Origin of the sequence: Syntrophobacter fumaroxidans MPOB, assembly GCF_000014965.1 — a bacterium.
Classification (GTDB): Bacteria; Desulfobacterota; Syntrophobacteria; order Syntrophobacterales; family Syntrophobacteraceae; genus Syntrophobacter; species Syntrophobacter fumaroxidans.
The window spans coordinates 2,445,840-2,467,467 of sequence record NC_008554.1 but is presented as its reverse complement, the minus strand read 5'-3'; the positions used below and the strand labels follow the sequence as shown (position 1 = coordinate 2,467,467).

The 21,628-nt window shown below is 61.1% G+C and carries 18 protein-coding genes; 15 read left to right on the top strand and 3 right to left on the bottom strand.

The window, feature by feature from the left end; all coding sequences use genetic code 11:
• The first annotated feature begins 5 nt into the window (after nucleotides 1-5).
• From hisC to SFUM_RS10405, 6 genes are all read left to right on the top strand, one after another.
• Nucleotides 6-1,127, top strand: a complete 1,122-nt coding sequence (gene hisC / locus SFUM_RS10430; protein ID WP_011698868.1) for a histidinol-phosphate transaminase — start codon at nucleotides 6-8, stop codon at nucleotides 1,125-1,127.
• 115 nt (nucleotides 1,128-1,242) lie between these two features.
• Entirely contained in the window at nucleotides 1,243-2,286 is a 1,044-nt protein-coding gene (locus SFUM_RS21730; RefSeq protein WP_011698867.1) for a GNAT family N-acetyltransferase, read from the top strand.
• Nucleotides 2,283-3,572 carry an MFS transporter gene (locus SFUM_RS10420; protein ID WP_011698866.1) on the top strand — a complete coding sequence of 430 codons (1,290 nt, stop codon included), beginning with the start codon at nucleotides 2,283-2,285 and terminating at the stop codon, nucleotides 3,570-3,572. The genes SFUM_RS21730 and SFUM_RS10420 overlap by 4 nt, the downstream gene beginning before the upstream one ends.
• Entirely contained in the window at nucleotides 3,569-5,872 is a 2,304-nt protein-coding gene (locus SFUM_RS10415; RefSeq protein ID WP_011698865.1) for a xanthine dehydrogenase family protein molybdopterin-binding subunit, read from the top strand. Before SFUM_RS10420 ends, SFUM_RS10415 begins: the two co-directional genes overlap by 4 nt.
• A gap of 49 nt (nucleotides 5,873-5,921) precedes the next feature.
• Nucleotides 5,922-6,398 carry a (2Fe-2S)-binding protein gene (locus tag SFUM_RS10410; RefSeq protein WP_041440293.1) on the top strand — a complete coding sequence of 159 codons (477 nt, stop codon included), beginning with the start codon at nucleotides 5,922-5,924 and terminating at the stop codon, nucleotides 6,396-6,398.
• Nucleotides 6,395-7,249: an FAD binding domain-containing protein gene (locus SFUM_RS10405; RefSeq protein ID WP_011698863.1), complete on the top strand. Its 855-nt coding sequence runs from the start codon at nucleotides 6,395-6,397 to the stop codon at nucleotides 7,247-7,249. The genes SFUM_RS10410 and SFUM_RS10405 overlap by 4 nt, the downstream gene beginning before the upstream one ends.
• A gap of 735 nt (nucleotides 7,250-7,984) precedes the next feature.
• On the opposite strand, the gene SFUM_RS10400 is transcribed toward SFUM_RS10405, so the two are convergent.
• Nucleotides 7,985-8,494, bottom strand: coding sequence for a hypothetical protein (locus SFUM_RS10400; protein ID WP_011698862.1), 510 nt, complete (start codon nucleotides 8,492-8,494; stop codon nucleotides 7,985-7,987).
• Between the two features lie 770 nt (nucleotides 8,495-9,264).
• Here SFUM_RS10400 and SFUM_RS10390 point away from each other — a divergent pair.
• The 4 genes from SFUM_RS10390 to SFUM_RS10375 all read left to right on the top strand — a co-directional run bounded on the left by SFUM_RS10390 (nucleotide 9,265) and on the right by SFUM_RS10375 (nucleotide 13,826).
• The gene (locus SFUM_RS10390) at nucleotides 9,265-9,936 is read left to right on the top strand and encodes a winged helix-turn-helix domain-containing protein (protein WP_011698860.1); all 672 of its coding nucleotides are present in this window, start codon (nucleotides 9,265-9,267) and stop codon (nucleotides 9,934-9,936) included.
• A gap of 10 nt (nucleotides 9,937-9,946) precedes the next feature.
• A complete protein-coding gene (locus SFUM_RS10385; protein WP_011698859.1) occupies nucleotides 9,947-11,356 on the top strand; it encodes a sensor histidine kinase in 1,410 nt (469 codons plus the stop codon).
• A 230-nt stretch (nucleotides 11,357-11,586) separates the two neighbouring features.
• Nucleotides 11,587-13,074 carry a DegQ family serine endoprotease gene (locus SFUM_RS10380; RefSeq protein WP_167321336.1) on the top strand — a complete coding sequence of 496 codons (1,488 nt, stop codon included), beginning with the start codon at nucleotides 11,587-11,589 and terminating at the stop codon, nucleotides 13,072-13,074.
• Between the two features lie 257 nt (nucleotides 13,075-13,331).
• Nucleotides 13,332-13,826, top strand: a complete 495-nt coding sequence (locus SFUM_RS10375) for a GNAT family N-acetyltransferase (RefSeq protein WP_011698857.1) — start codon at nucleotides 13,332-13,334, stop codon at nucleotides 13,824-13,826.
• Between the two features lie 176 nt (nucleotides 13,827-14,002).
• Here the strand turns inward: SFUM_RS10375 and SFUM_RS10370 are convergent, their stop codons facing one another.
• A complete protein-coding gene (locus SFUM_RS10370) occupies nucleotides 14,003-14,227 on the bottom strand; it encodes a YMGG-like glycine zipper-containing protein (protein WP_011698856.1) in 225 nt (74 codons plus the stop codon).
• 309 nt (nucleotides 14,228-14,536) lie between these two features.
• Here SFUM_RS10370 and SFUM_RS10365 point away from each other — a divergent pair, with 309 nt between their 5' ends.
• The 5 genes from SFUM_RS10365 (at nucleotide 14,537) to SFUM_RS10345 (ending at nucleotide 20,155) form a co-directional block, all read left to right on the top strand.
• Complete coding sequence (locus SFUM_RS10365; protein ID WP_011698855.1) at nucleotides 14,537-15,307, top strand: amidohydrolase family protein; 771 nt, start codon at nucleotides 14,537-14,539, stop codon at nucleotides 15,305-15,307.
• 66 nt (nucleotides 15,308-15,373) lie between these two features.
• Nucleotides 15,374-16,321 (top strand): DMT family transporter, encoded by a 948-nt coding sequence (locus SFUM_RS10360; RefSeq protein WP_011698854.1) that lies wholly within the window; start codon nucleotides 15,374-15,376, stop codon nucleotides 16,319-16,321.
• A 515-nt stretch (nucleotides 16,322-16,836) separates the two neighbouring features.
• Nucleotides 16,837-17,502 (top strand): succinate dehydrogenase/fumarate reductase transmembrane subunit, encoded by a 666-nt coding sequence (locus SFUM_RS10355; protein ID WP_011698853.1) that lies wholly within the window; start codon nucleotides 16,837-16,839, stop codon nucleotides 17,500-17,502.
• Between the two features lie 10 nt (nucleotides 17,503-17,512).
• The gene (locus SFUM_RS10350) at nucleotides 17,513-19,372 is read left to right on the top strand and encodes a fumarate reductase flavoprotein subunit (protein WP_011698852.1); all 1,860 of its coding nucleotides are present in this window, start codon (nucleotides 17,513-17,515) and stop codon (nucleotides 19,370-19,372) included.
• A 15-nt stretch (nucleotides 19,373-19,387) separates the two neighbouring features.
• On the top strand, nucleotides 19,388-20,155 hold the full coding sequence (locus SFUM_RS10345; RefSeq protein WP_011698851.1) for a fumarate reductase iron-sulfur subunit: 768 nt from the start codon (nucleotides 19,388-19,390) through the stop codon (nucleotides 20,153-20,155).
• A gap of 376 nt (nucleotides 20,156-20,531) precedes the next feature.
• Here SFUM_RS10345 and yihG read toward each other — a convergent pair whose 3' ends face one another.
• A complete protein-coding gene (gene yihG, locus SFUM_RS10340) occupies nucleotides 20,532-21,446 on the bottom strand; it encodes a 1-acylglycerol-3-phosphate O-acyltransferase, YihG family (RefSeq protein WP_011698850.1) in 915 nt (304 codons plus the stop codon).
• Nucleotides 21,447-21,628 lie beyond the last annotated feature (182 nt).

The window sequence follows — 21,628 nt, the reverse complement described above, 5'->3', positions numbered from 1 at the left end:
CGCCCATGAGCAACTTCCCTCCCCTGGACAGGCTCACACCCGAATACATCAGAAACTTCGAACCCTACATCCCGAGCAAGCCCGACGAGGAACTGAAAAGACTCTATGGTTGCGAGCGGCTTTTTCGCTTGAACAACAACGAAAACCCCTTGGGGCCTCCTCCCGCCGCACGGCGGGTGATCCGGGAGTTCCCGCCGCCGCGGGCATCCGTCTATCCCAGCGGGGATGCCTACTACCTGCGGTTGAAGCTTGCCGAAAAGTTCGACATGCATCCGGATCAGTTCCTGGTCGGGAACGGAGCCAACGAAGTCATCTCCTTTGCGATCAAGGCATTCTGCGAGGCGGGGGACAATATCGTCACAGCGGACAAAACCTTTGCGGTCTACGAGTGGGTGGCCACCTTTTCCGGATTCGGCGCGCACCTCGTTCCGCTCGCGGACTTCGGATTCGACGCGGAAGGGATGCTCCGGGCGATGGACGACCGCACCAAGATCCTGTTTGTATGCAATCCCAACAATCCCACAGGGAGCATCTGGAAGAGGGGTATGCTGCGTGGTTTCCTGGATCGCGTGGCAGGGAGCCGGATTGTTGTCGTTGACGAAGCATACGCGGAATTCGTGGAAGATCCGGAATTCCAGAATGCCATGGACCTGATCCCGGAATATCCCAACCTCGTCGTGTTCAGAACCTTTTCCAAGATGTATGCCCTGGCGGGGCTGCGCATCGGGTACCTGGCAGGGGCGATGGAAGTGGTCGACGTCATTCGAAGGACCTGCGTCGTCTACTCCGTCAATGTGCTGGCGCAACTCGCCGCCCTGGCGGCCATCGAGGAATGCGCGGAACACATCGAACGCACGCGGGAGCTGGTGCGGAAGGGGAAGTCCTTTCTCGTACGGGAAATCGGGGCGCTGGGACTGGAGTACGTTTCCGGCGAGGGGAACTTCGTCATGCTCAAACTGCCCATGAATGACGGTCTGGCCTATCGCAAGCTCATGACTCGGGGCGTCATGATCCGCAGCATGACCGGGTTCCGTTTTCCCAACTGGATCCGGGTGACGGTTTCCACGGATGAAGCCATGGAGTGCTTCATCGAGGCATTGACCGAAGCGCTCGGAGAACGCGGGTGAAAATGCGTCCCGCGCAGCGCACGGGGCGTCCGCTCGCGGAGGCCGCGTGCGAAGGTTCGAGGGATGCCTTAGCGCCTCGCGATTCCCTGTTCCGGGGACGGGAGAAGAACCGTTGATGAATCTCGCGGAACGCGTTCGACGCATTGAACCGGAGGAGCACGTTTTGCCTTCCGGCGAAAAGATGGAGGTGGGCCTTTTCCGCCCGGAGGACGGAGCCGGTATCGGGGAACTGTTCAGAACGATCTATGGCGACGGGTACCCGGCGCGGCACGTGTACGACCCGGTCGAGCTTGCGGCGGCCCTCGAGCGGGGCGACAACTACCCGGTGGTCGCGCGCGGACCGGTCGGCAAGATCATCGGCCATGTGGCCCTCTTTCGTTCCTCGCCTTACGGGAAGCTCTTTGAGGCGGGCGCCGGGGCTGTTCTGCCGGAACATCGAAACGCCGGAATCAACCGGCTCCTGCTGGCTTTCGCATACGAGCGCCTGGCCCCGGAGTTGGAACTGGAGGAAACCTGGGGAGAAGCGGTCTGCAACCATATATACATGCAAAGGACAATCGCCACCTTCAACCACGTCGAAACCGCCCTGGAAGTGGCGCTCATGCCTGCCGAGGCCTATGAGAAGGAACGGAGTGCCGCCGGGAGGGTGGCGTCGGTGGCTGTCTTTCGTGCCTACAGGCCGCGGCCTCACGTGGTCCGCGTGCCTGAAGCCTACGCCGAAGCGCTGCGCTTCCTCTACGCCGGACTCGACGATGCGAGGACACTTTCCCCCGGCGAGGCGGACATTCCGCCGGATTCGGTGAGCCGGGCCGAAGTCGGGATGCTTCCGTTTGCGGGGGTGGCCAGGATGGCCGTGGCGCGGGTGGGAGGCGACTTTGAATCCCGCCTGGACGCGCTCGAAAAAGATGTGCTCCCGCAAGGCTTCAAAGTGATCCAGGTTTCGCTCGGCCTCGGCCGGCCGTGGATCGATCGGGCGGTGAGCGCTCTGCGCGGCCGGGGCTACTTCCTCGGGGGTGTCCTGCCGCGCTGGTTCGATGAGGACGCGCTGCTTATGCAGAAAATCATCGGAGACCCCTGCTGGGAAGGCATCCGGCTGTTTTCGGAGAGGGCCGCGAAGATCCTCGAGCTTGTCCGCGAAGACTGGAGAAGAACACAATGACGTCCCCGGCCGCCGGCGTTCCTGTGCTCGAACGGGATGGGTCCACGTCGGAGCCGAAGCGGCTTCTATCCTTTGAGTTTGTCCTGTTGAGCGCGGTTTCTTTCTTCGGCTTCTGCAACATAGCGGTCTTCTACAGTTTTTTCAGCTACCTGGAGAGAATCGGCGTCCCCGCCGAGTGGAGGGGATTCCTGCTGGGGCTCGAACCCATGGCCGCTTTTGCCCTGCGCCCTGTTGCCATCGCCTTTCTGCACGCCGGAAACGCCCTGCGCGCATTGGTATTCTCCCTGGTCATGATTGCGGTCGCCCTGTGCGCGTACGCTTTCACGACAAGCCTCGCGGGCCTGGCGGTACTGCGCATCTTTCACGGCGCCGCCTTCGTCTTCCTGGTGTCGTCCATCTTGACCCTCATCGTGCATTTCATCCCAAAGGAAAGAAGCGGCCAGGGATTCGGCATCCTCAGTGTCGCGACACTCCTTCCCTATGCGGTCATGCCTTTCGTGACCGAAGCTCTCTTGCCGCGGACAGGCGATGAGGCGATCATCTACGCCTGGATTTCCCTTTTTGCCCTGCCCGCGCTGATCCTGACGCTGTGCTGCGGGAAAAGAATACGGGCCGCGCTCGAAGGCGTGGATTCCGCCGTCATGGGGAGGCCCGCCGCATACGAATTTCTGCTCAATGTTCGTCGAGCCGATGTGCTCCTGCTCATCGCCGTCAACCTGCTCATCTACTTTTGCCACTCGACCGTCTTTTTCTTCATGAAAAGCCTGGCCCTGCAAATGGATGCAGGCAACATCGGTGTTTTCTTCCCGATCTACACTTTGGCCATGATCGTTGTCCGCATTTGCGGCGGGGCGTATTTCGACAGGGTGAACCAGCTCAGAGCGATCGAAGTTTTCATGGCCCTGCTGGCCGGTTTTTTCCTTGTCTTCGCTCATGCGGCCTCCGCCGAAGCTTTCTACGTGCTTGCGGGTTCCTACGGGCTCTGCCTGGGCGTTGTTCTGCCCCTGCTGAACTCGACGATGTTCAGGATATCCCCGCCGCGGTTCCGGGGAGTCAACACCAACCTGGCGCTCTTTTCCATGGACGCCGGTTTTTTCCTCGGTCCGTTCGCCGGGGGGGCGCTCCTGGCCGGGGGCTGCCCTCCGACCCGGCTGCTCGACGTTTGCGCCGGGTTCGTGTGCCTGGCCCTGGTCCTTGTCGTCGTGCTGGAACGGATATCAAGACGCGAATCGAGAGATACGGGGTGCGCCGATGCGGTCGCGCGCGGCGTCCCCGGGGAGGAATGACGTTGCGCCACGGGACGCTGGAGATCGGATGCCCGGTTCCACGGGTTGACGCCGCCGCGAAAGTCACCGGCGAAGAGAAGTATGCGATCGACCACACCCCGGAAAACATGCTCTGGGCCGGGGTGAGGCGGGCCGGAGTACCTCACGGAAGGCTGAGGACCGTCCATGTGGAGGAGGCGAGAGCGCTTCCGGGGGTCCTGTGCGTCCTTACGGCCTCCGACGTTCCGGGGACCAACCGCCAGGGGATCGTCCACAAGGACCAGCCCGTTCTGGCCGTGGACCGCGTCAGGCACTGCGGCGATCCGGTGGCGCTGGTTCTGGCCGAGGACCGGGAAACGCTGGCGAAGGCTCTCGCCCTGGTCGTGCCGGACATCGAGCCGCTCCCTTCCGTGCACAGCCCCGAGGAAGCGTTGAGACCCGATGCGCCCGCGATCCACGACAGTGGGAACGTTCTGCTGCGGGCCGTCATAGAAAAAGGCGATGCGGGCGGTGCCTTCGGGGAGTGCGACGCGGTCGTGGAGGAAACGTTCGAAGTCCCCTTCCAGGAACACGCTTTCCTGGAAACCCAGAACGGGATCGCGCACCGGGAAGCCGACGGAAAGCTCGTCATGACCGTCTCGACCCAGGCGCCGTTCAGAGACCGTTTCGAGATCGCTCACGCCCTGGGGCTCGATCCGTTCTCGATCCGGATTATCAGTCCCTACCTCGGCGGGGGATTTGGCGGAAAGGACGGCGCCACCGTGCAGTGCCTGCTCGCCCTGGCGGCCATGCACGCGGGGGGGCGTCCGGTCAGGATGACGTGGGAGAGGGAGGAAAGCTTCATCGCCGGGTACAAGCGCCACGCCGTGAAAATGCATTACCGCGTCGGGGCGAAACGGGACGGAACCCTGCACGCGCTCGAATGCGACCTCTACTACGACACCGGGGCCTACGCGCATCTCGGCGCAGAGGTCATGGAACTCGGGATGGAGCATGCCGGGGGGCCCTATCGCATTCCCAACGTCCGGGTGAAAGGGTGGTGCGTGTACACGAACAATCCCATCGCAGGCGCCATGCGCGGATTCGGGGTATGCCAGACGGCCTTCGCCGTAGAGAGCGTGATGGACATGCTCGCCGCAAAGCTGAACCTGGATCCCCTGGAATTTCGGAGGAAAAATGCCCTTCGACGCGGGGACGAGAACTGCGCGGGGGTGACGATGGTCCATTCCACGGGGATTGGTGCGTGCCTCGAGACGTTGAGCCGCCACCCGTTCTGGCTGGAACGGCGGGATTGGAAGCGGGCGGCTCCGCCCTTCAAGCGCCGGGGCGTAGGTCTTGCAGCGGTTTTCAATGCCATGGGCTACGGGCGCGGGCTCCCCGATTCCGCCATCGCCAGGCTGGAACTGACTCTCGACGGCAGAATCCGGATCTACTGCGGCGTTTCGGACATGGGACAGGGGAACTCCGCGGCGTTCGTTCAGATTGCCGGGGAAATCCTCTGCCAGGACGCTTCCCGCCTGGAACTGATACTGCCGGACACCGACCGGACGCATCCTTCGGGCTCCTCGTCGGCAGGCCGAACCACCTACACCTTCGGCAATGCCCTCGTCCAAGCCTGTAACGCCTTGAAGGAGAAGCTGTTTCACCGGGCGGCGCTGGTGCTCATGCTGGACGAAGAGAAAGGACTGGCCCTGCTGCCGGGAAGAGTGCGGCATCTTCCGTCGGGGCGGGAGGCCTCGTTCGAGTTGCTGGCCCGGATGCTGCCCGAGGCGGACCGGGCGAGTGTCGGGCAGTTCATCATGCCCGTGGCGCACGATGTGCCGGATACCGGGAAGGAGTTTGCCATCGGCTTCCCGCACGTGTTCTTCGCCTATGCCGCTCACCTCGCCCGCGTGGAAGTGGACGAGTTGACCGGCCGGATCGAAGTCACCGAATACCTGGCCGTAACGGACGGGGGAAAAGTGATCAATCCGCAGGGCTTCGAACAGCAGGTTCACGGGAGCGTCGCCCAGGGGCTCGGCTATGCCCTCACCGAACAGCTTCTTTTGGACCGGGGCGCGATTCTGAATGCCGGTTTCGCCGATTACATCCTGCCGACCGCCCTGGATGTTCCGGAAATCATTTCCGTGGCGGCCGAGACGTTTGAACACACGGGACCGTTCGGCATGAAAGGGATCGGTGAAGTGGGAACGAACGGGCCGCTGCCGGCCGTGGCAAATGCCGTGAACGACGCCCTGGGGCGACGCCTGACGCGCTCGCCCCTGACGGCGTCACGCATTTTGCGCGCCATGGAAGAGGGACCGGCACAGCCGGTGACGTGAAAGCTCCGGTGACGCGACACGGGTGTGCGATGCGGGGAGGGGGGTCGAGTTGAAGCTCAGGTTTGTCCTCAACGGTGAGAGCGTTGAAATCGAGGTCCGTCCGGACCGCAGAGTGGTCGACCTGCTGCGGGAGGATTTCGGGCTGACGGGAACCAAGGAATGCTGCGGATCGGGAGAGTGCGGTGGGTGTACCATCCTGGTCGACGGTGATTGCCGGTTGTCGTGCCTGATGCTGGCGGCTCAGCTGCACGGCAGGGAGGTCGTCACCATCGAGGGCCTGTCCCGCAATGATCGGCTTCATGCCGTGCAGGAGGCCTTCATGGAACACGGAGCCGTACAGTGCGGATTCTGCACGCCGGGAATGGTGCTCGCGGCCGTCAGCCTGCTTGCCCGGCAGCCGCGTCCCAGCCGGGAGCAAATCCGGGAAGGGTTGAGCGGTAACATCTGTCGGTGCACCGGTTACGTCAAGATCGTGGATGCGGTGGAAGCGGCCGCCCTGAAACTCGCGAATGGGGACCGGCGATGACGAACGTCCTGATACCCGAATCGATGGAGGAGCTCCGGCGGATCCTGGAAACGCACCCCGGGGCGCGGGTCTATGCCGGGGGCACGGACCTTCTGGTGAAAATGCGAAGCGGCCTCGAAGCCGTGCCGCCCTGCCTGGTCTGTCTCGAAAGAATAGCGGAGCTTGACGCGGTGAGCGAACACGGGGAGGTGGTGCGTATCGGCGCCTGCGTCACGCACACCCGGCTCCTGGCCGATCCCGTGGCGACCGAACACCTGCCGGTCCTGGTCCGGGCGGTTGAAGTGCTGGGGTCGCGGCTCATCCGGAACATGGGGACCATCGGCGGAAATGTGTGCACGGCCTCCCCCGCGGGCGACACCCTCCCGCCGCTCTATGTGCTCGATGCGGAACTGGAGCTGCGCGGCGGGACCGGAAGTCGAATCGTGGCCCTGAAGGACTTCATCAAAGGGCCCGGGCAGACGGTCCTCGGCGAGAACGAAATCCTGGCCGCCGTTCGCATCAGAAAGCCTCGGATGTTCAACTTGTTCCATTATGAAAAGGTCGGGCAGCGCAAGGGGCTTTGCTGCTCGGCCGTGAGCCTCGCCGCAATGCTGCGCGTCTCCTCGGGGGGCGTGGTCGAGGACGCCGCCCTGGCGTGGGGAAGCGTCGGCCCGACGGTCGTGAGGTCCCGGGAGATCGAACGAATGCTGATTGGCAAAGAGCTCACCGCGGAGCGGATGAGGGAGGCTGCAGCGGAAGTCGGGAAAATCGTTTCCCCCATAAGTGACGTGCGCGCCGATGCCGCATACCGCCGTGCCGTTGCCGGAAACCTGCTGCTGCGGCTGGCGGCTCGGGACGGGTCTTCCCCTTGACGCCCGGAAGCATTCTCATACAGTTTTACCCAGAAAGTAGATTCCCGGGGTGAGCCTGTTTTCATGCTTCGCGGGTGTCGCGGGCGCCATGGGGAATTACCTAGAAAATAGACTCCCTCGGGAGCCTGTTTTCATGCTTCGCGGGTGTCGCAGGGGGCATGGATAATTGCGTTCAAGATGGGTGCATTGGGCGGGCGGGCATAAAGCCCGCCCCTTGCTACGTTTGACGGGCATATCGGTCCGTAGCAACTGTGTTGTTCAGTAGGGTGGGATGCGCGATAGCGCAGCCCACGGTTCCGATATCCTTGCCCCAGCGCTCGGTGCCGTCAACGATCAGGAGCCGACGTGTGGAACGCCCCCATTGAAGAGGCTGGTGGCCGTACGCTTTCGCAGCGTTGATGAGGAGTGCGGATGCACGAGGCCCGGCCTGATCGTGGGCACGGAGGAACCGTGCCCACCCTACGGATCCGCACGGTCCCCGGGGTTTATCCCCGCCTGCGTCACCACCGGCCGCGTCTGACGGGCACATCGGTCCGTACAAGGGGCGGGGACACGCCCGCGTCACACCTCCCGACGGGCAGGTGTTGTGTCATCTTGAACGCACCTCGTTACCAGGGGGAGGCCTGAACTCGCGCCCGCCCTTCCTGAATTTGTGCGGTCTCAGCCTGCCGCCCGGCACGGGGGGCCGTGCCCGACGGCAAAAAGGCTTGTGAAGCGAATCGTTCGGGTCGGTGGCTATTTTGTGACGGGATCGAGCCAGAAATTGGTGGGCGAAGATCCCGGGCCGTAGGCCTGACCGCTGTACGAGAACACCATCACCGTCGCCTGCGGCGGCACCAGGACGGTGTGCGTGAACGGGATCGCGTCATTGACGTTGTTGTCATAGGAGGTTGTGAGCATCTGCCGGTGCAGCACGTTGCCCTGAGCGTCGGCAAGGATGAGGCCGAGCTCGAATGTCCTCACGACCGAATAGTTGGCCGCGATGGGACTGGCGAACCGGACGCTCCCCGACAGCTGCATGTTGCTCCCCGAGAACACATACTTGTATTCGACGTTCAATTCATTGGCCGTGAACCGACCGCTCTGCGGCCCGTCCCTGCCGATCGTGACCGGGTTGACAGCCTTGCTGTCCAGCCGCTTCGCCTGAGCCGCGGCTGTCGTTCCCCGAATGCCCGCAAGAAAAGCCATCGCAAGAAGAAGAACCATGAGCGACCACAAGCTGTTCCTGGATCGAAGCGCTTTCATACACCATCCCTCCTTTTGGGGAATCTCCCCTGTGTCCCTGGTCGATACGTTGTCATGGAAGGTCACTTTGCGTCTGCTACCGGCTTGCGTTCAAGACGGCAACATCGAACGGGGGGCACAATGCCCTGCCCTGCAATTGCGCGGATCGTGCGGTAGCAACTGTGTTCCTGGTCAACTCTTGAGTCGAGCATAAGGGTTGGGGTTGCCCTGCCCCTTGCCCATCGCGGATCCCTCTTTCCGCGATTTCCAAAGCGAATCGGCATGAGAACCCGCTTCTCCCAATCCCTTGAAAATGCGGCGTCGAAGGGGCGCGAACACCAGCCGCCGCCAAACCTCCTCCATGTCCTGGGATAATACGTTCCCGAGACCGCTCGTTCCCGGGGTGTCGACGGCTCTTCTCCTGTATCGGCGGGCGGCACGGTCCGCTTCATTTTATTATTCCATCCCGTCCGCCGATGCAATGATGACGATGACGGGGGTTTGCATCCCGGGCATATCCGGCTCTGACGGACACGGACGGATTCAACGCCGTGCGTCGTCATCTCCATCGGGAACAACCGCCTTCGAATCAACCGGTGCCGGCGTTCCGTTCGAAGGAGCCTGCCGGCCGAGCGTCGGCGATGCGAGGCTTTCCCTGGACGTGAAGCTCGGGTGTGCGGCGGTTGTGCCGTTTCGGTGAGGCGGCTTTTGCATGTTGCCGCCGGACAGGGTAAAATAAAAAAATTAGCGGATTGACCGGTGGACTGCTTTTCGTGGGCACGGAGTGACGAATGCGGCTCCTGGTGGTGGAAGACGAGAAGAAAGTCGCGAGCTTTATCCGTAAAGGGCTGGAAGAAGAGGGTTATGCGGTGGACGTGGCCCTGGACGGCGAGGTTGGCCTCCAGATGGCCATGGACCGGGTGCACGATCTGATCATCCTGGACATCCAGCTTCCGCGCCTGAGCGGAATGGAACTGCTCCGGTCGCTGCGCGCAAAACGGATTTCGACGCCTGTCCTGCTGCTCACCGTGAGGGCGACCATCGAAGACAAGGTCCTCGGTCTGGATGCTGGCGCCGACGACTACCTGACCAAGCCCTTCTCTTTCCGCGAACTGGTCGCGCGGGTGCGCGCCCTGTTGAGGCGCCGGGCGGAAAGCAGTCAGACCGAGCTCCGGGTAGCCGACCTGACGCTCGATCCGGTCAGGCACACAGTGTCGAGAGGTTCGGAAAAGATCGAGCTCACGGCCAAGGAGTTCGCGCTTCTCGACTATTTCATGCGCAATCCGGACCGGGTCCTGACCAGGACCATGATTGCCGAACACGTCTGGGATTATGATTTCGACTCGATGACGAATGTCATCGACGTTTACGTGAATTATCTTCGCCGCAAGATCGATTCCGACCGCGAACCGAAGCTCATCCATACCGTTCGCGGGGTCGGCTACATGCTGAAGACGGAGTGAATCCGCAGACATGAAATCCATCCGGGCGCGCCTCACCCTTTGGTACACGAGCCTCCTGACCGTGACCCTCGTCCTGCTCGGGGGGACCGCATACGCTCTCCTTTCCTACAGCCTGTCCCACGAAGTGGATGCGGCGCTCAACGGCGTTGCACGGTCTCTGACCGAACGCGCGCACGGTCCGTCCGCCTTTGTTCCCGCCGAAGTGGACGAGGCCTTTCGCCGCTTTTTCGGGTTTTCACCGTGGAACCGGTACTTCCAGCTCTTCGATCCCCTGGGACACCGAGACCCGCGCCAGCCCGCGCCGCATTCGGGAAGGCTGCCGCTCAGCGGCGAGGCCCTGAACAACGCCGCCAATGGAATCTCCACCTACGAAACGGTGCCGGGTTCCGAGGAACACCCGGTGCGCGTCCTCACCATGCCGGTCATGGAGGGAGGGCGGATGGTCAACCTGGTCCAGGTGGGGATGTCTCTCAAGAGTGTCCTCGAGACGCGCACGCGGTTTCTGCTCATCATGGCCGTGCTTTTCCCCGTCGGCCTGGTGCTTGCCGCGACGGGCGGGCTGCTGCTGGCGCGACGGGCGTTGCGGCCCGTGGACCGGATGGCGGAGGCTGCCCGGCGTATCAGTGCCGAACATCTTGCCGAACGCATCGGCGGAACCGGCGCCGGCGATGAACTGGACCGGCTGGCGTCGACTCTGAACGAAATGCTGGGGCGCCTGGATACGGCGTTCACACAGGTCAGGCGTTTCAGCGCGGACGCGTCTCACGAGCTGCAGACGCCCCTCACCATACTCAAGGGGGAACTGGAAGTCGCGCTTCGCTCGCCCAGAACCCCGGAAGAATACCAGGCCGTTCTGAAGAGTGCGCTCGAGGAGATCGACCGGATCGCCCACCTGGTGGAAGGACTTTTGCTGCTTGCCAGGGCCGAAGCCGGCGTCCTGCGCATGGACCGCCGGCCGGTGGACCTGGAGCAGCTTGCCGAAGAAGTCTACTGGCGGCTCAAGGTATTGGCGGACTCACGATCCATCCGATTCGACAGCGAGCTTGCCGAACCGGTCGTGGTCCCTGGAGACCGTGAAAGGCTGAGGCGGCTGCTGTTCAATCTCGTCGACAACGCCATCAAGTACACCCGGCCGGGAGGCGTCGTGCGGCTTTCCGTTCGATCCGCCGATGGAACCGCCGTCGTGGACGTTTCCGATTCCGGTCCGGGCATTGCCGCCGAGGATTTGGAGAAGATCTTCCTGCCGTTTCAACGGGTTCCCATGACCGCTCCCGGCACGGAGCGCGGAGCGGGGCTCGGGCTGAGCATTGCCCGCTCCATCGCGACGGCGCACGGAGGGCGGATCCAGGTTCGAAGCTTTCCCGGGAAGGGAAGCACCTTCAGCGTGTACATTCCCATGAGTCCCGAAGCGCCCTCCTGAGCGCGGCTTTCTCGCCGAGCGATTTCCTGTCGACATTAGAGACTTCTAATCCACGTCTAATCTTTTCTTAATTCCGCCCGCTTATGTTCCTTCTCGAGAGCATGGAGGGAGGCTTCCCGGGGCGTGTGATTCGCAAGCCGGTCGAGACCGGTTCGAAAACCGGTACGGTGAGGCATCTCCGTGCGCGCGATTCACAAGGGTTTCCATTCTCGGGAAAGGAGGAACAGGCGATGTCGAACGAATTGAGGCCCTTTCTCCAGGGCCGGCATTTGAAAGCGAAGGTGACGACGATGGTGGTCGCGGCCTTCTTTGTGGGCGGTTTGGCGGCTTCATCGGGATTGAATCCCGGTAGACTTCTCGCGGTGCCGGATGCGGCCCAGGCAGCGCCCGCTGAAGGGGATCAGCCAGGAGTAACCCCAACCAGCCCGTTCGCCACGCTGGCGGCAAAACTCACGCCCGTGGTGGTCAACGTCAGGGTGACCAAAATCGAACGGGCGGAGTTCCCCGATTTTGAAGGACCGGAGCAGCCGTTCGGAGACTTTTTCAGGCATTTTTTCGGCGACCGGCGGGGATTTCCGAATGTCCCGGCGCAGGGCGCAGGTTCGGGAGTGATCATCCGCGGCGACGGGTATGTCCTGACCAACAATCACGTGGTTGAAGGCGCCAGGGAAGTGACCGTGACGCTTTCCGACAAGCAGGAACACAAAGCGCGAATCGTCGGGCGGGATGCCAAGACCGACCTCGCGCTTCTCAAAATTGAAGCGGGCAAAAGCCTGCCTGCCGCCAGCCTGGGCGATTCCGACCAACTCAAGGTCGGGGATTGGGTGATGGCCATCGGCAACCCGTTCGGTCTCAGTGAAACGGTCACTTCCGGGATCGTCAGCGCCAAAGGCCGCGTCATTGGGGCGGGCCCCTATGACGACTTCATCCAGACCGATGCCTCGATCAACCCGGGCAATTCGGGAGGACCGCTTTTCAATATGAAGGGCGAAGTCGTGGGGATCAACACCGCCATCATCCCGAACGCCCAGGGAATCGGATTCGCCATTCCCGTCAACACGGCCAAGCCGCTGATTCCTCAGCTGGAAACCAAAGGCGAAGTGACTCGGGGGTACCTGGGAGTCAGCATCCAGTCGATCACGCCCGATCTTGCCTCGGCAATGGGGCTGGGTGACGGGAAGGGAGCGCTGGTGGCGGACGTCGTTGAAGGCGGTCCCGCCGACAGGGCCGGGATCCGGCGCGGGGACGTGATCCTCGCCTTTGGAGGCAAGGACGTCAAAGACAGTCACGATCTCTCGTTCATGGTCGCCGCGGCCCCGGTGGGCAGGGAATCCGCGGTGACGATCATGCGGGAGGGCGTCGAGCGGCGGCTGGACGTCAAGATCGGAAAACAGGAATCCGAGGAAGGGGCGAAGGAGGAATTTTCGAAACAGGCTCACGGCAAATGGGGCCTCCAGCTCCGGGATGTGCCTCCCCGGGTTGCGGAAGAGCTCGGCCTCGAGTCGGAGCGCGGGGCACTCGTGGCCGGCGTTCTCCCGGGAAGCCCGGCGGATCGGGCCGCCCTGCGGCAGGGGGATGTCATCCTGGAGGTCAATCGTCAGCCCGTAACATCGGCGAGCGAGCTCAAAGAAAGGATTGCCGGGGCGGGCGAGCGGGGTGCCCTGGTTCTCCTCGTGCAGAGCAGTCGGGGGACGAGGTACGTCGTGCTGAAGGGCTGAACCTCGACCGGGCCGTCGTCGCGTGCCTGCAGGCGCGCAATCCTTCCGGGATTGCGCGCCTGCAGTTCCCGGTGAAGATGCGGCGGGTCACTCCGGTGCCGCAGGGTCGGTTCGGGGCGGCACGGCGAACCGATGAACCATCCGTTTGATTTTATTAGGAACCTCGAGGCGAATCTGCTAGTCTTGCATCCGTGTGCCGGGGCAACGACACGGAAGTCCTTTCCCTTCCCGACCCTTGTGAAGGGGGGAGGCCTCTCATGGAATACGCTTTCGAACCCATTACACGGAAACACCGCGAGGCGGTCATCGACATCTTCAACCACTTCGTCGTGAACAGCTACGCCGCCTATCCCGAAAGACCCGTCGAGTACGACTTCTTCGATTACCTCTACGTGGAACCCCGGGATTACCCCGCGGTCGCTGTCACCAGCGAAACGGCCGGGATCGTCGGCTTCGGCTTCATGCGGCCGTATGATTCGGACGAATCCTTCAAGCATACCGCCGAGGTGACCTATTTCATATTGCCTTCCCATACGGGAAAGGGACTTGGCACCGGCATGCTGCGCCTGTTCTGCGATCAGGCTCTGCATAGGGGGATACGGTCCCTGATGGCCAACATATCCTCATTGAACGATGCGAGCATCAGCTTCCACCTGAAGAATGGTTTTCAGGAGTGGGGAAGATTCTATAGGGTCGGTTCGAAATTCGGGGTGGAGTTCGACGTCCTCTGGATGGAGAAATGCTTGAAATGATTTCCTGTCGGATATTCCCCGGCGCGGACCGACGGGAACTCACCTGCCCCCGGGCCGGCCGTGAAATGCACGTGCGGCCGCGCGGCGGGTTCGTTCCAGGAGGATGTGCAGCGGGGCGGATCGACTCCGTCCGGCGTCGCGATGGGAAGACGGCGAGCCGGACGGAGCGTATTCACCTATCGTTCGATTTCGTCCACAACGTAGCCGCCGACGACTCCGGCCGCGGCGCCCGCTGCCGCTCCAACCGCGAGCGGCGCTCCCACGATCGCGGCCGTGCCGAGGCCGGCCGCCGTGCCGATGGCCCCGCCGCTCAGCATCCTCTGCTGCGTGGCGGTCATCCCAGCACAACCCGTAAGGAAGGCCGCCAACACAAAAACGAGCACGATTCCGGTCAGCTTCATTCGAGTTTTCCCTCCTTCATATCACATGCCTGAAACAATGCCTCGAGATGAGCCGGTAAGCCACTGCTCACCCTCGGTCCGCCACTCTATACGGATTCGATGCGATATGCAACCTTGACCCTTATCTCCCCCCGGGGGGGCCGGACGGGGTCGGGTCCACAATCCATCCCGGCGGATGCCCCATTATCTTCGCACCCGCGGACGAGCGCGCTTGTGGACGGCGGCGACCTTCGATAAGATGTCATGGTGCGGACACGTACCGCAGTGATCTTTTCTGCGCCAATGAACCGCGTAATACGGAGCCCGGAGATGCAGCCCTCAGACATCATCGACGCGCACGCCCATTGCGGGCGACAGGACAGAAGCCCTCCCCAGGCGTTGGAGGATTACCTGGAACACAGCCGGGGCAGCGGCATAGTCGGAGCGGTCATGTTTCCCCCGGTTTACGAGATCTACGACCGCTATGATTATTCGTTCGAGGACAATGACCACTGGCGCCGCAGGCGGGATGCGGCGAATCGCTACCTGATCGAGCTGGAGACGCCTTTCGAGGTCATTCCGTTCTATTTCGTCTGGAATGATTTCGCCGTGGACAACATCACCCCCTTGCACAGAGGGATCAAATGGCATCGTCACTCGGATGAGCCGGAATACCATTACGACGATCCGCGGTGCCTGGCGGTGCTCTCGGAGATAAGACGGCGCAACATGCCGGTCGTCCTCGAGGAAGAGTGGCACAAGACGACGATGTTCATCGACACGCTCGCATCCGGCATCAGGGTCGTCATTCCCCACTGCGGACTGCTGAACGGCGGATACGAGAGATTCAGGCGGCAGGACATATGGGGACACCCGGACATCTACACGGACACGTCCCTCGTGCCGGGTGAAGTGATCACCGACTATGTGGATCGGTACGGTTCGGAACGTATCATGTTCGGCTCGGATTTCCCGTTCGGCGATCCTCGCCATGAGCTCGGGAAAATCATGAGACTGCGGTTGGCGGACGCTGAAAAGGAGGCGCTCGTCGGCGGCAATGTGAGGCGTTTGCTGGGCGGTGGAGGAGGGCGGGTCGGATGATCGTCTCGTGAGGGGGATTGTTTTGCCCGTGTAAGGGATGCAACGAGGCAACGGAAGAGCGGGATCATGGACCAGGGAGCAGCCGTCATACCCAGGAGGGGGTACCTCTACGTCATCGCAGCCGCCCTGCTTTGGGCGGTTTCCGGTGTTTCGGGCAAGTTCCTGTTTCAGAGGGGGGTTACCCCCATGGAGCTCGTGCAGCTGCGCGTCACCCTGGCGTCGGGCCTCCTTTTCGCCTGGTTCCTTCTTTCGCACAGGGAACGGCTGCGGATCGCCCGCCGGGACATCCTCTACTTTTTCATTCTGGGCGCCGTCGGCATGGCCACCCTGCAGTTCACCTATTTCTATGCCATCAGCAAGATCAACGTGGCCGTGGCCATTCTGCTGGAATATCTCGCGCCGGCCTTCATCGCCATCTATTCGGTGGTGTTTGCCGGGGAACGGCTGACGCGGCCGACCCTGGCCGCGTTGGGAGGGTCGCTGGCCGGCTGTTACCTGGCGGTGGGCGCCTACAATTTCGACCTCCTGGCCATGAACTGGAAAGGGATCGTGGTCGGGATCATCTCGGCGATCTCTTACGCCTGGTACGCGGTGCACGGGGAACACGGCATGAGGCGCTACGATCCCTGGACCGTGCTGTTCTACGCCCTGCTGTTTGCCGGCGTGTGCTGGAACATCGTGTTGCCGCCATTGAGCGCGTTCCGGTACACGTACTCCTCCGTCGAGTGGGCATGGATTCTCTATATCGGGGTCTTCGGGACGGCGATTCCCTTCGGCCTCTATTCCAAGGGAATCAGCCTGATACGGGCCACCCGGGCCAGCGTCACGGCGACCCTGGAGCCCATTGCCGCCGGCTTCGTCTCCTTCTTTTTCCTGGACGAGCGGTTGCAGCCGCTGCAGATCGCGGGAGGTGTCCTGGTGATCGTGTCCATCCTGCTGCTGCAGATGAGGAAGGAGTACGACGACAACACTGCCGCGCTGATCCGGGCGCGAAGGGGAGACCTCGATACGTGACGCGTCGAAGGCGGTCGGGCGCGGTATGGAACGGACGTCATCGGAAGCGGAGGAACCGGGATTTGCTGAACGTCGAGGTCGAGTACGCGGCGGAGGGCTGGAATCGCTAATGACAATTATCACAAGAGAACGGTTCTTCCGCCAAATTCAGGCCGACCGGCAGGGTGGGGCATGATTTAAACTCATAAATTTCGAGTAGTTGAAAGAGACAGTAGAAAGTCCGAAAATCTGATGAAAAATTTAATTGTATTTACAGGATGTAATGCCAAGATGGCGAATCCTTATTTGGTGATTGTTAGGCTCGGATATATCCGAATCACGCCGCGGACAAGCCTCAAAAATCCTCGGAATTATTCCCCAAAATTTTTCAACATCTTGCATAAGACCGGTTCAAAGTTGTGATAAAAAGTACTTGACTTTTTCGGCGTTCTATTTTTTTCTGGGCGTACGCGCGAACCCACGTTTCTTTCTGACCCAATTTCTTAACAGCCATTTAGGAGATTAGAGGGAAAACAATGTCTGACCAAACTTTAGCAGCTCGAGTGGAACCTGTACGAACCGATGCCTATTTGGATTTTTTCCAAATGCTGACCGGGGTCTTGCTGGTCTTGTTCATGTGGATGCATATGATCCTGGTAGCCAGCGTCAACCTCGACTTCGGGGGGGGGCGGGTAATGAACTGGATCGCCCACTTCTTCGAAGCCACCTACATGGCACAGCTTGGCGGTCCGATGATTTTTCTCACCATGCTCGCCCATTTTGTGCTTGCCTCGCGCAAACTCCCGTTCCAGGCCCGTGAACAGAAGGCCATCTGGGCTCACAGCAAGCGCATGAACCATCTGGACACGTGGTTGTGGATGGTCCAGGCGGCGACGGCCTTCATCATTCTTGTCATGGGCTCCATCCACATGTGGGTGGTGCTGACGAATCTCCCCATTACCGCCGCAAGGAGCGGGGCTCGCATCCAGACCGGTTGGTGGTTGCTCTTCTACATGGTTTTGCTGCCGATGATCGAGCTCCATGTGGGTATCGGCATCTACCGGATCGGAGTGAAGTGGGGCTACATCAAACGAGCCAACCGCTCATTCTTCCACAGTCTTGAGAACAAAGTCACACTGGTTTTCATAACGATTGGGGCGATTACTCTGTTTACCTTCTATGTCTTAGTTAAACCTATGTAAGGAGCCGAAATTGGATACCTTCTATACCGATCTGTTGTGTGTAGGGGCGGGTTTGGCAGGCGAGCGCGTGGCAGTGGCGGCGGCCTCTGAGGGCTTTTCGACCATATGCCTGAGCATCGTACCACCAAGGCGTTCCCATTCTTCTGCCGCCCAGGGCGGCATGCAGGCCTCGCTGGGCAACTGCTGCATGGGCGAAGGCGATTGCCCTGACGTTCACTTTGCTGACACGGTAAAGGGCTCCGACTGGGGATGCGACCAGGAATGCGCACGTTTGTTTGCTGAAACGGCGCCGATTGCCGTTCGTGAAATGGCGTTTTGGGGAATTCCGTGGAACCGCGTGGTGGCTGGTGAAGGAACGTATTACAAGGGCGGCAAGCAGTATCAGAAGATCGAAAAGAAAGAAATGGAGGGGACGATCACCGCCCGCGATTTCGGCGGCACGGCCAAGTGGAGGACGTGTTACACGTCGGACGGCACGGGCCATACGCTGCTGTTCACCATGGACAACAAGGTGGTGGAACTGGGCGTGACCGTACACGACCGGGTCGACGCCATCTCTCTGATCCATGACGGCGAAACCTGCATGGGCGTCGTGGCAAGAGACCTGAAGACCGGTAACCTGCGTGCATACCTGGCCAAGGCGACCCTCATCGCCACGGGCGGTTACGGCCGCACGTACAGGGAAACGACCAACGCGGTCATCAACGACGGCAGTGGTGTCATTCTCGCCCTGGATACGGGCATTGTCCCCTTCGGCAACCCGGAGGCGGTGCAGTTTCACCCCACCGGCATCGTTCCCACCAACATTCTGGTGACCGAAGGCTGCCGTGGAGACGGTGGAACCTTGAAAGACGTGAACGGCGAACGGTTCATGCACATCTACGAACCCGGAAAGCAGGAATTGGCGTCGCGTGACGTCGTTTCCCGCTGGATGACCCATCATATCCGCATCGGGAAGGGTGTGCCGAGCCCCTACGGGCCGCACCTGTGGCTCGATATTCGCCATCTGGGCGCAGCCCACATCAAGACGAAACTCCGCGACGTCGAAGAGATATGCAACGAATTCCTCGATGTCGATCCCATCACCCAGATGATCCCGGTCCGCCCGGCCCAGCACTACAGCATGGGCGGTGTGCGCACCAACAAGGACGGTGCCGCGTACGGATTGAAGGGTCTTTTTGCAGCCGGTGAGGCCGCCTGCTGGGATATGCACGGATTCAACCGCCTGGGCGGCAACTCGCTTGCCGAGACGATCGTTGCCGGTAAGATCGTGGGCGAGAAAATCGCCGAGTTCCTCAAGGGATACGAGGTCAATATCAAGACCGAAGTGGTGCGCGACGCGGTGAACAAGCAGGAAGCGCGGATTGCGGCTCTCATCGCCGGCCGCGACGGCAAAGAGAGCGTCTACGCCGTGCGTAACGCCATCCAGGATGCCTTGATGGAAGGCGTCGGGATTTTCCGCAACGAGGCCGACCTGAAGAAAGCCGTCGACACCCTGCAAGTGGTCTATGAAAGGTCCAAGAAGGTCGGTATTCAGTCGCGCGTTATCGGTGTCAATCCCGAGGTGGCGATGGCTCTGCGCATTCAGGGCATGTGCCGTATCGCGCTGTGCGTCGCTTATGCGGCCCTGCAGAGGACCGAGAGCCGCGGCGCTCATGCCCGCGAGGATTACCCGGAACGCAACGACCGCGATTGGCTGAAGCGGACGCTGGCGACCTGGAAAGAGGGCGATAACCTGCCTACCCTGAACTACGAGAAGCCTTCGAAGGTCTGGGAACTTCCGCCGGGCGAAAGAGGTTACGGCGTGGCGAAGATCATTTACTCCGAAGATCCCGAGGTTATCGGTTCGAGCAAACCGGCTACCAACTAACGCGAGGTGTTTTAAATGGGACGACCGTTAAAGTTTAGCGTTTTCAGATTCAACCCGTTGGATCCAACGTCCGTTCCCCACATGGAGACTTTCCATCTGGAGGAAACCGACGCCATGACGTTGTATATTGCCCTAAACCGCATCAGGGAAGAGCAGGATCCGACGCTTCAGTTCGACTTCATGTGCCGAGCCGGAATCTGCGGTTCCTGTGCGATGATGATCAACGGCAGGCCGGACCTCGCCTGTCACACCAAGACCAAGAAGCTTCCCACCGACATCACCCTGCTGCCGCTGCCTGTGTTCAAGCTGATCGGCGATCTATCGGTGGATACGGGGTCCTGGTTCCGTGCCATGAATGAAAAGGTGGAGTCGTACATCCACACGGACAAGACGTTCGACCCGAAGGCTCCCGAAGAGCGGATGTCGAACGAGCTGGCCGAGGAAATCTACGAACTGGAGCGCTGCATCGAATGTGGCTGCTGCGTGGCCGCCTGTGGGAAAGCGAACATCAACAACGATTTCATGGGCGCCACGGCGTTCAACCGTATCGCCAGGTTCATGCTCGACCCGAGAGACAATCGGAAGACGGACGAGTACTTCGACGTGCTGCGCGGCGATGAAGGCATTTTCGGGTGCCTGGGGCTTCTCGGCTGTGAAGACGTCTGTCCGAAGAAGATCCCCTTGCAGGATCAGCTCGGCATGCTGCGTCGCAAGATGGGTTTTGCCTCCATCCGGCACCTGTTCGGCAGGATTCTGCCCGGTGGTGAAGAAGCCCGCAAATAGAGGGGAAAGCTCCATTCCGCAATCCATCGCGGCATGAGAATTCCCGGACGGTTCTTGCGTTGACCGCCAGACAGGCGGAAGCGTTTCGCTTCCGCCTGTTCTTTTTTTGGTGCGCCCGGCAGGGCGCGCCTGCCTGGAGGTGAGAATTCCAGCTCCGGGGTCGGGTTTTCGAAATGAGCCTCACGCGACGCCGCAACGCCGCAACGAATAAGATGCGGGGTGGGATAATGTGTTGTGGTTGGTAAGAATCGGAGTGAAAAGACGTAGCGCCGTGGCGTCGTTGCGTGAGACACAAGAAGGGGCAGGTGTTTCGGGCAGTGGGGGTTTTGGTTTAGAATGAAGCCCCACGCGAATCCGCAGCGCATGGCCACACCGGTCATCCTTCGGTCGGGCCCACACGGGTGACGCCGAGCAGCTTTTGCATGAGGTCGTCCTTGTCAACCCACAGCGTTCCCAGCCAGTTCTGAAACCGCTCGCGAAAGACCTCGTCCGAGAAGTAGTCGCCGATCAGGTCTTCGCCGACGAAAAGCGATTTGACCCGGACCTTGATGTCGGTGACATCGCCGCGCAGGAACGCCCAGAACCCCCTGTTTTCCCCCGGATAGGCGATGGTGACGTCGAGGATGTGGCGCATCCTGTCTCCCATGGCGGCAAGAACCATGGCAACGCCGCCGGCTTTGGGCCTGAGCAGATGGCGGTACGGCGAATCCTGCTCTCGATGCTTTTTGGGAGTGAAACGGGTGCCTTCCACGAAGTTCATCACCGATATGGGGATGTTCTTGAATTTCTCGCAGGCCTTCCGTGTGATCTCGAGATCCATGCCCGCGCGTTCGGGGTGTTTCTTCAAATAGCTCTTCGAATAGCGCTTCATGAAGGGGAAGTCCAGCGCCCACCAGGCAAAGCCGAGAAACGGCATCCAGATGAGCTCTTTCTTGAGGAAGAACTTGAGCAGGGGAATCCTGCGGTGAAAGATCTTTTGCAGCACAAGGATGTCTGCCCAGGACTGGTGATTGGATACCACCAGGTACCATTCCTGGGGTTTCAGTGAATCCGTGCCCTCGATATCCAGACGGACCCGATTCAAATAACGCATGTTCAAATTGTTGACGGCGATCCAACTGTTGGCTATGCAATGCAGCAATCGATCGAACAATCCGGTGCTGCTTCCCCCGCGAACGAGCCATTTCAAAAGGGCGACGGGGAAAAGGAGCGTCGTCCAGAAAAGCGTGTTGAGCGTATAAACCAGGAGGATGAAGCCGGCGCGCAGTGGGCCGAATATACGATTGTTCACCAGTGTACGCCTCTGTGGAAAGAGATCGCCTGTCCGGTCGGTTCCGGCGGAAAAGGTCAAACCGACCGTGACATGTTCCCTGAGCGAATGGGCCCGCGGCCGGATCGGGGGCGCGATGAGCCCGCGTTGCGCAAAGGACGGGGCCCGGTCCCGAAAGAGAAACCCCATGGGCTGCGCCGGTG

Bases quoted from the DNA above. Each gene is read 5' to 3' on its own strand.
- SFUM_RS10345 (WP_011698851.1), top strand. From the start codon at position 19,388: ATGGGACGACCGTTAAAGTTTAGCGTTTTCAGATTCAACCCGTTGGAT.
- SFUM_RS10360 (WP_011698854.1), top strand. From the start codon at position 15,374: ATGGACCAGGGAGCAGCCGTCATACCCAGGAGGGGGTACCTCTACGTC.
- SFUM_RS10400 (WP_011698862.1), bottom strand. From the start codon at position 8,494: ATGAAAGCGCTTCGATCCAGGAACAGCTTGTGGTCGCTCATGGTTCTT.
- SFUM_RS10370 (WP_011698856.1), bottom strand. From the start codon at position 14,227: ATGAAGCTGACCGGAATCGTGCTCGTTTTTGTGTTGGCGGCCTTCCTT.
- SFUM_RS10365 (WP_011698855.1), top strand. From the start codon at position 14,537: ATGCAGCCCTCAGACATCATCGACGCGCACGCCCATTGCGGGCGACAG.
- SFUM_RS10380 (WP_167321336.1), top strand. From the start codon at position 11,587: ATGTCGAACGAATTGAGGCCCTTTCTCCAGGGCCGGCATTTGAAAGCG.
- SFUM_RS21730 (WP_011698867.1), top strand. From the start codon at position 1,243: ATGAATCTCGCGGAACGCGTTCGACGCATTGAACCGGAGGAGCACGTT.
- SFUM_RS10355 (WP_011698853.1), top strand. From the start codon at position 16,837: ATGTCTGACCAAACTTTAGCAGCTCGAGTGGAACCTGTACGAACCGAT.
- SFUM_RS10415 (WP_011698865.1), top strand. From the start codon at position 3,569: ATGACGTTGCGCCACGGGACGCTGGAGATCGGATGCCCGGTTCCACGG.
- SFUM_RS10420 (WP_011698866.1), top strand. From the start codon at position 2,283: ATGACGTCCCCGGCCGCCGGCGTTCCTGTGCTCGAACGGGATGGGTCC.
- SFUM_RS10405 (WP_011698863.1), top strand. From the start codon at position 6,395: ATGACGAACGTCCTGATACCCGAATCGATGGAGGAGCTCCGGCGGATC.
- SFUM_RS10375 (WP_011698857.1), top strand. From the start codon at position 13,332: ATGGAATACGCTTTCGAACCCATTACACGGAAACACCGCGAGGCGGTC.
- hisC (WP_011698868.1), top strand. From the start codon at position 6: ATGAGCAACTTCCCTCCCCTGGACAGGCTCACACCCGAATACATCAGA.
- SFUM_RS10390 (WP_011698860.1), top strand. From the start codon at position 9,265: ATGCGGCTCCTGGTGGTGGAAGACGAGAAGAAAGTCGCGAGCTTTATC.
- SFUM_RS10385 (WP_011698859.1), top strand. From the start codon at position 9,947: ATGAAATCCATCCGGGCGCGCCTCACCCTTTGGTACACGAGCCTCCTG.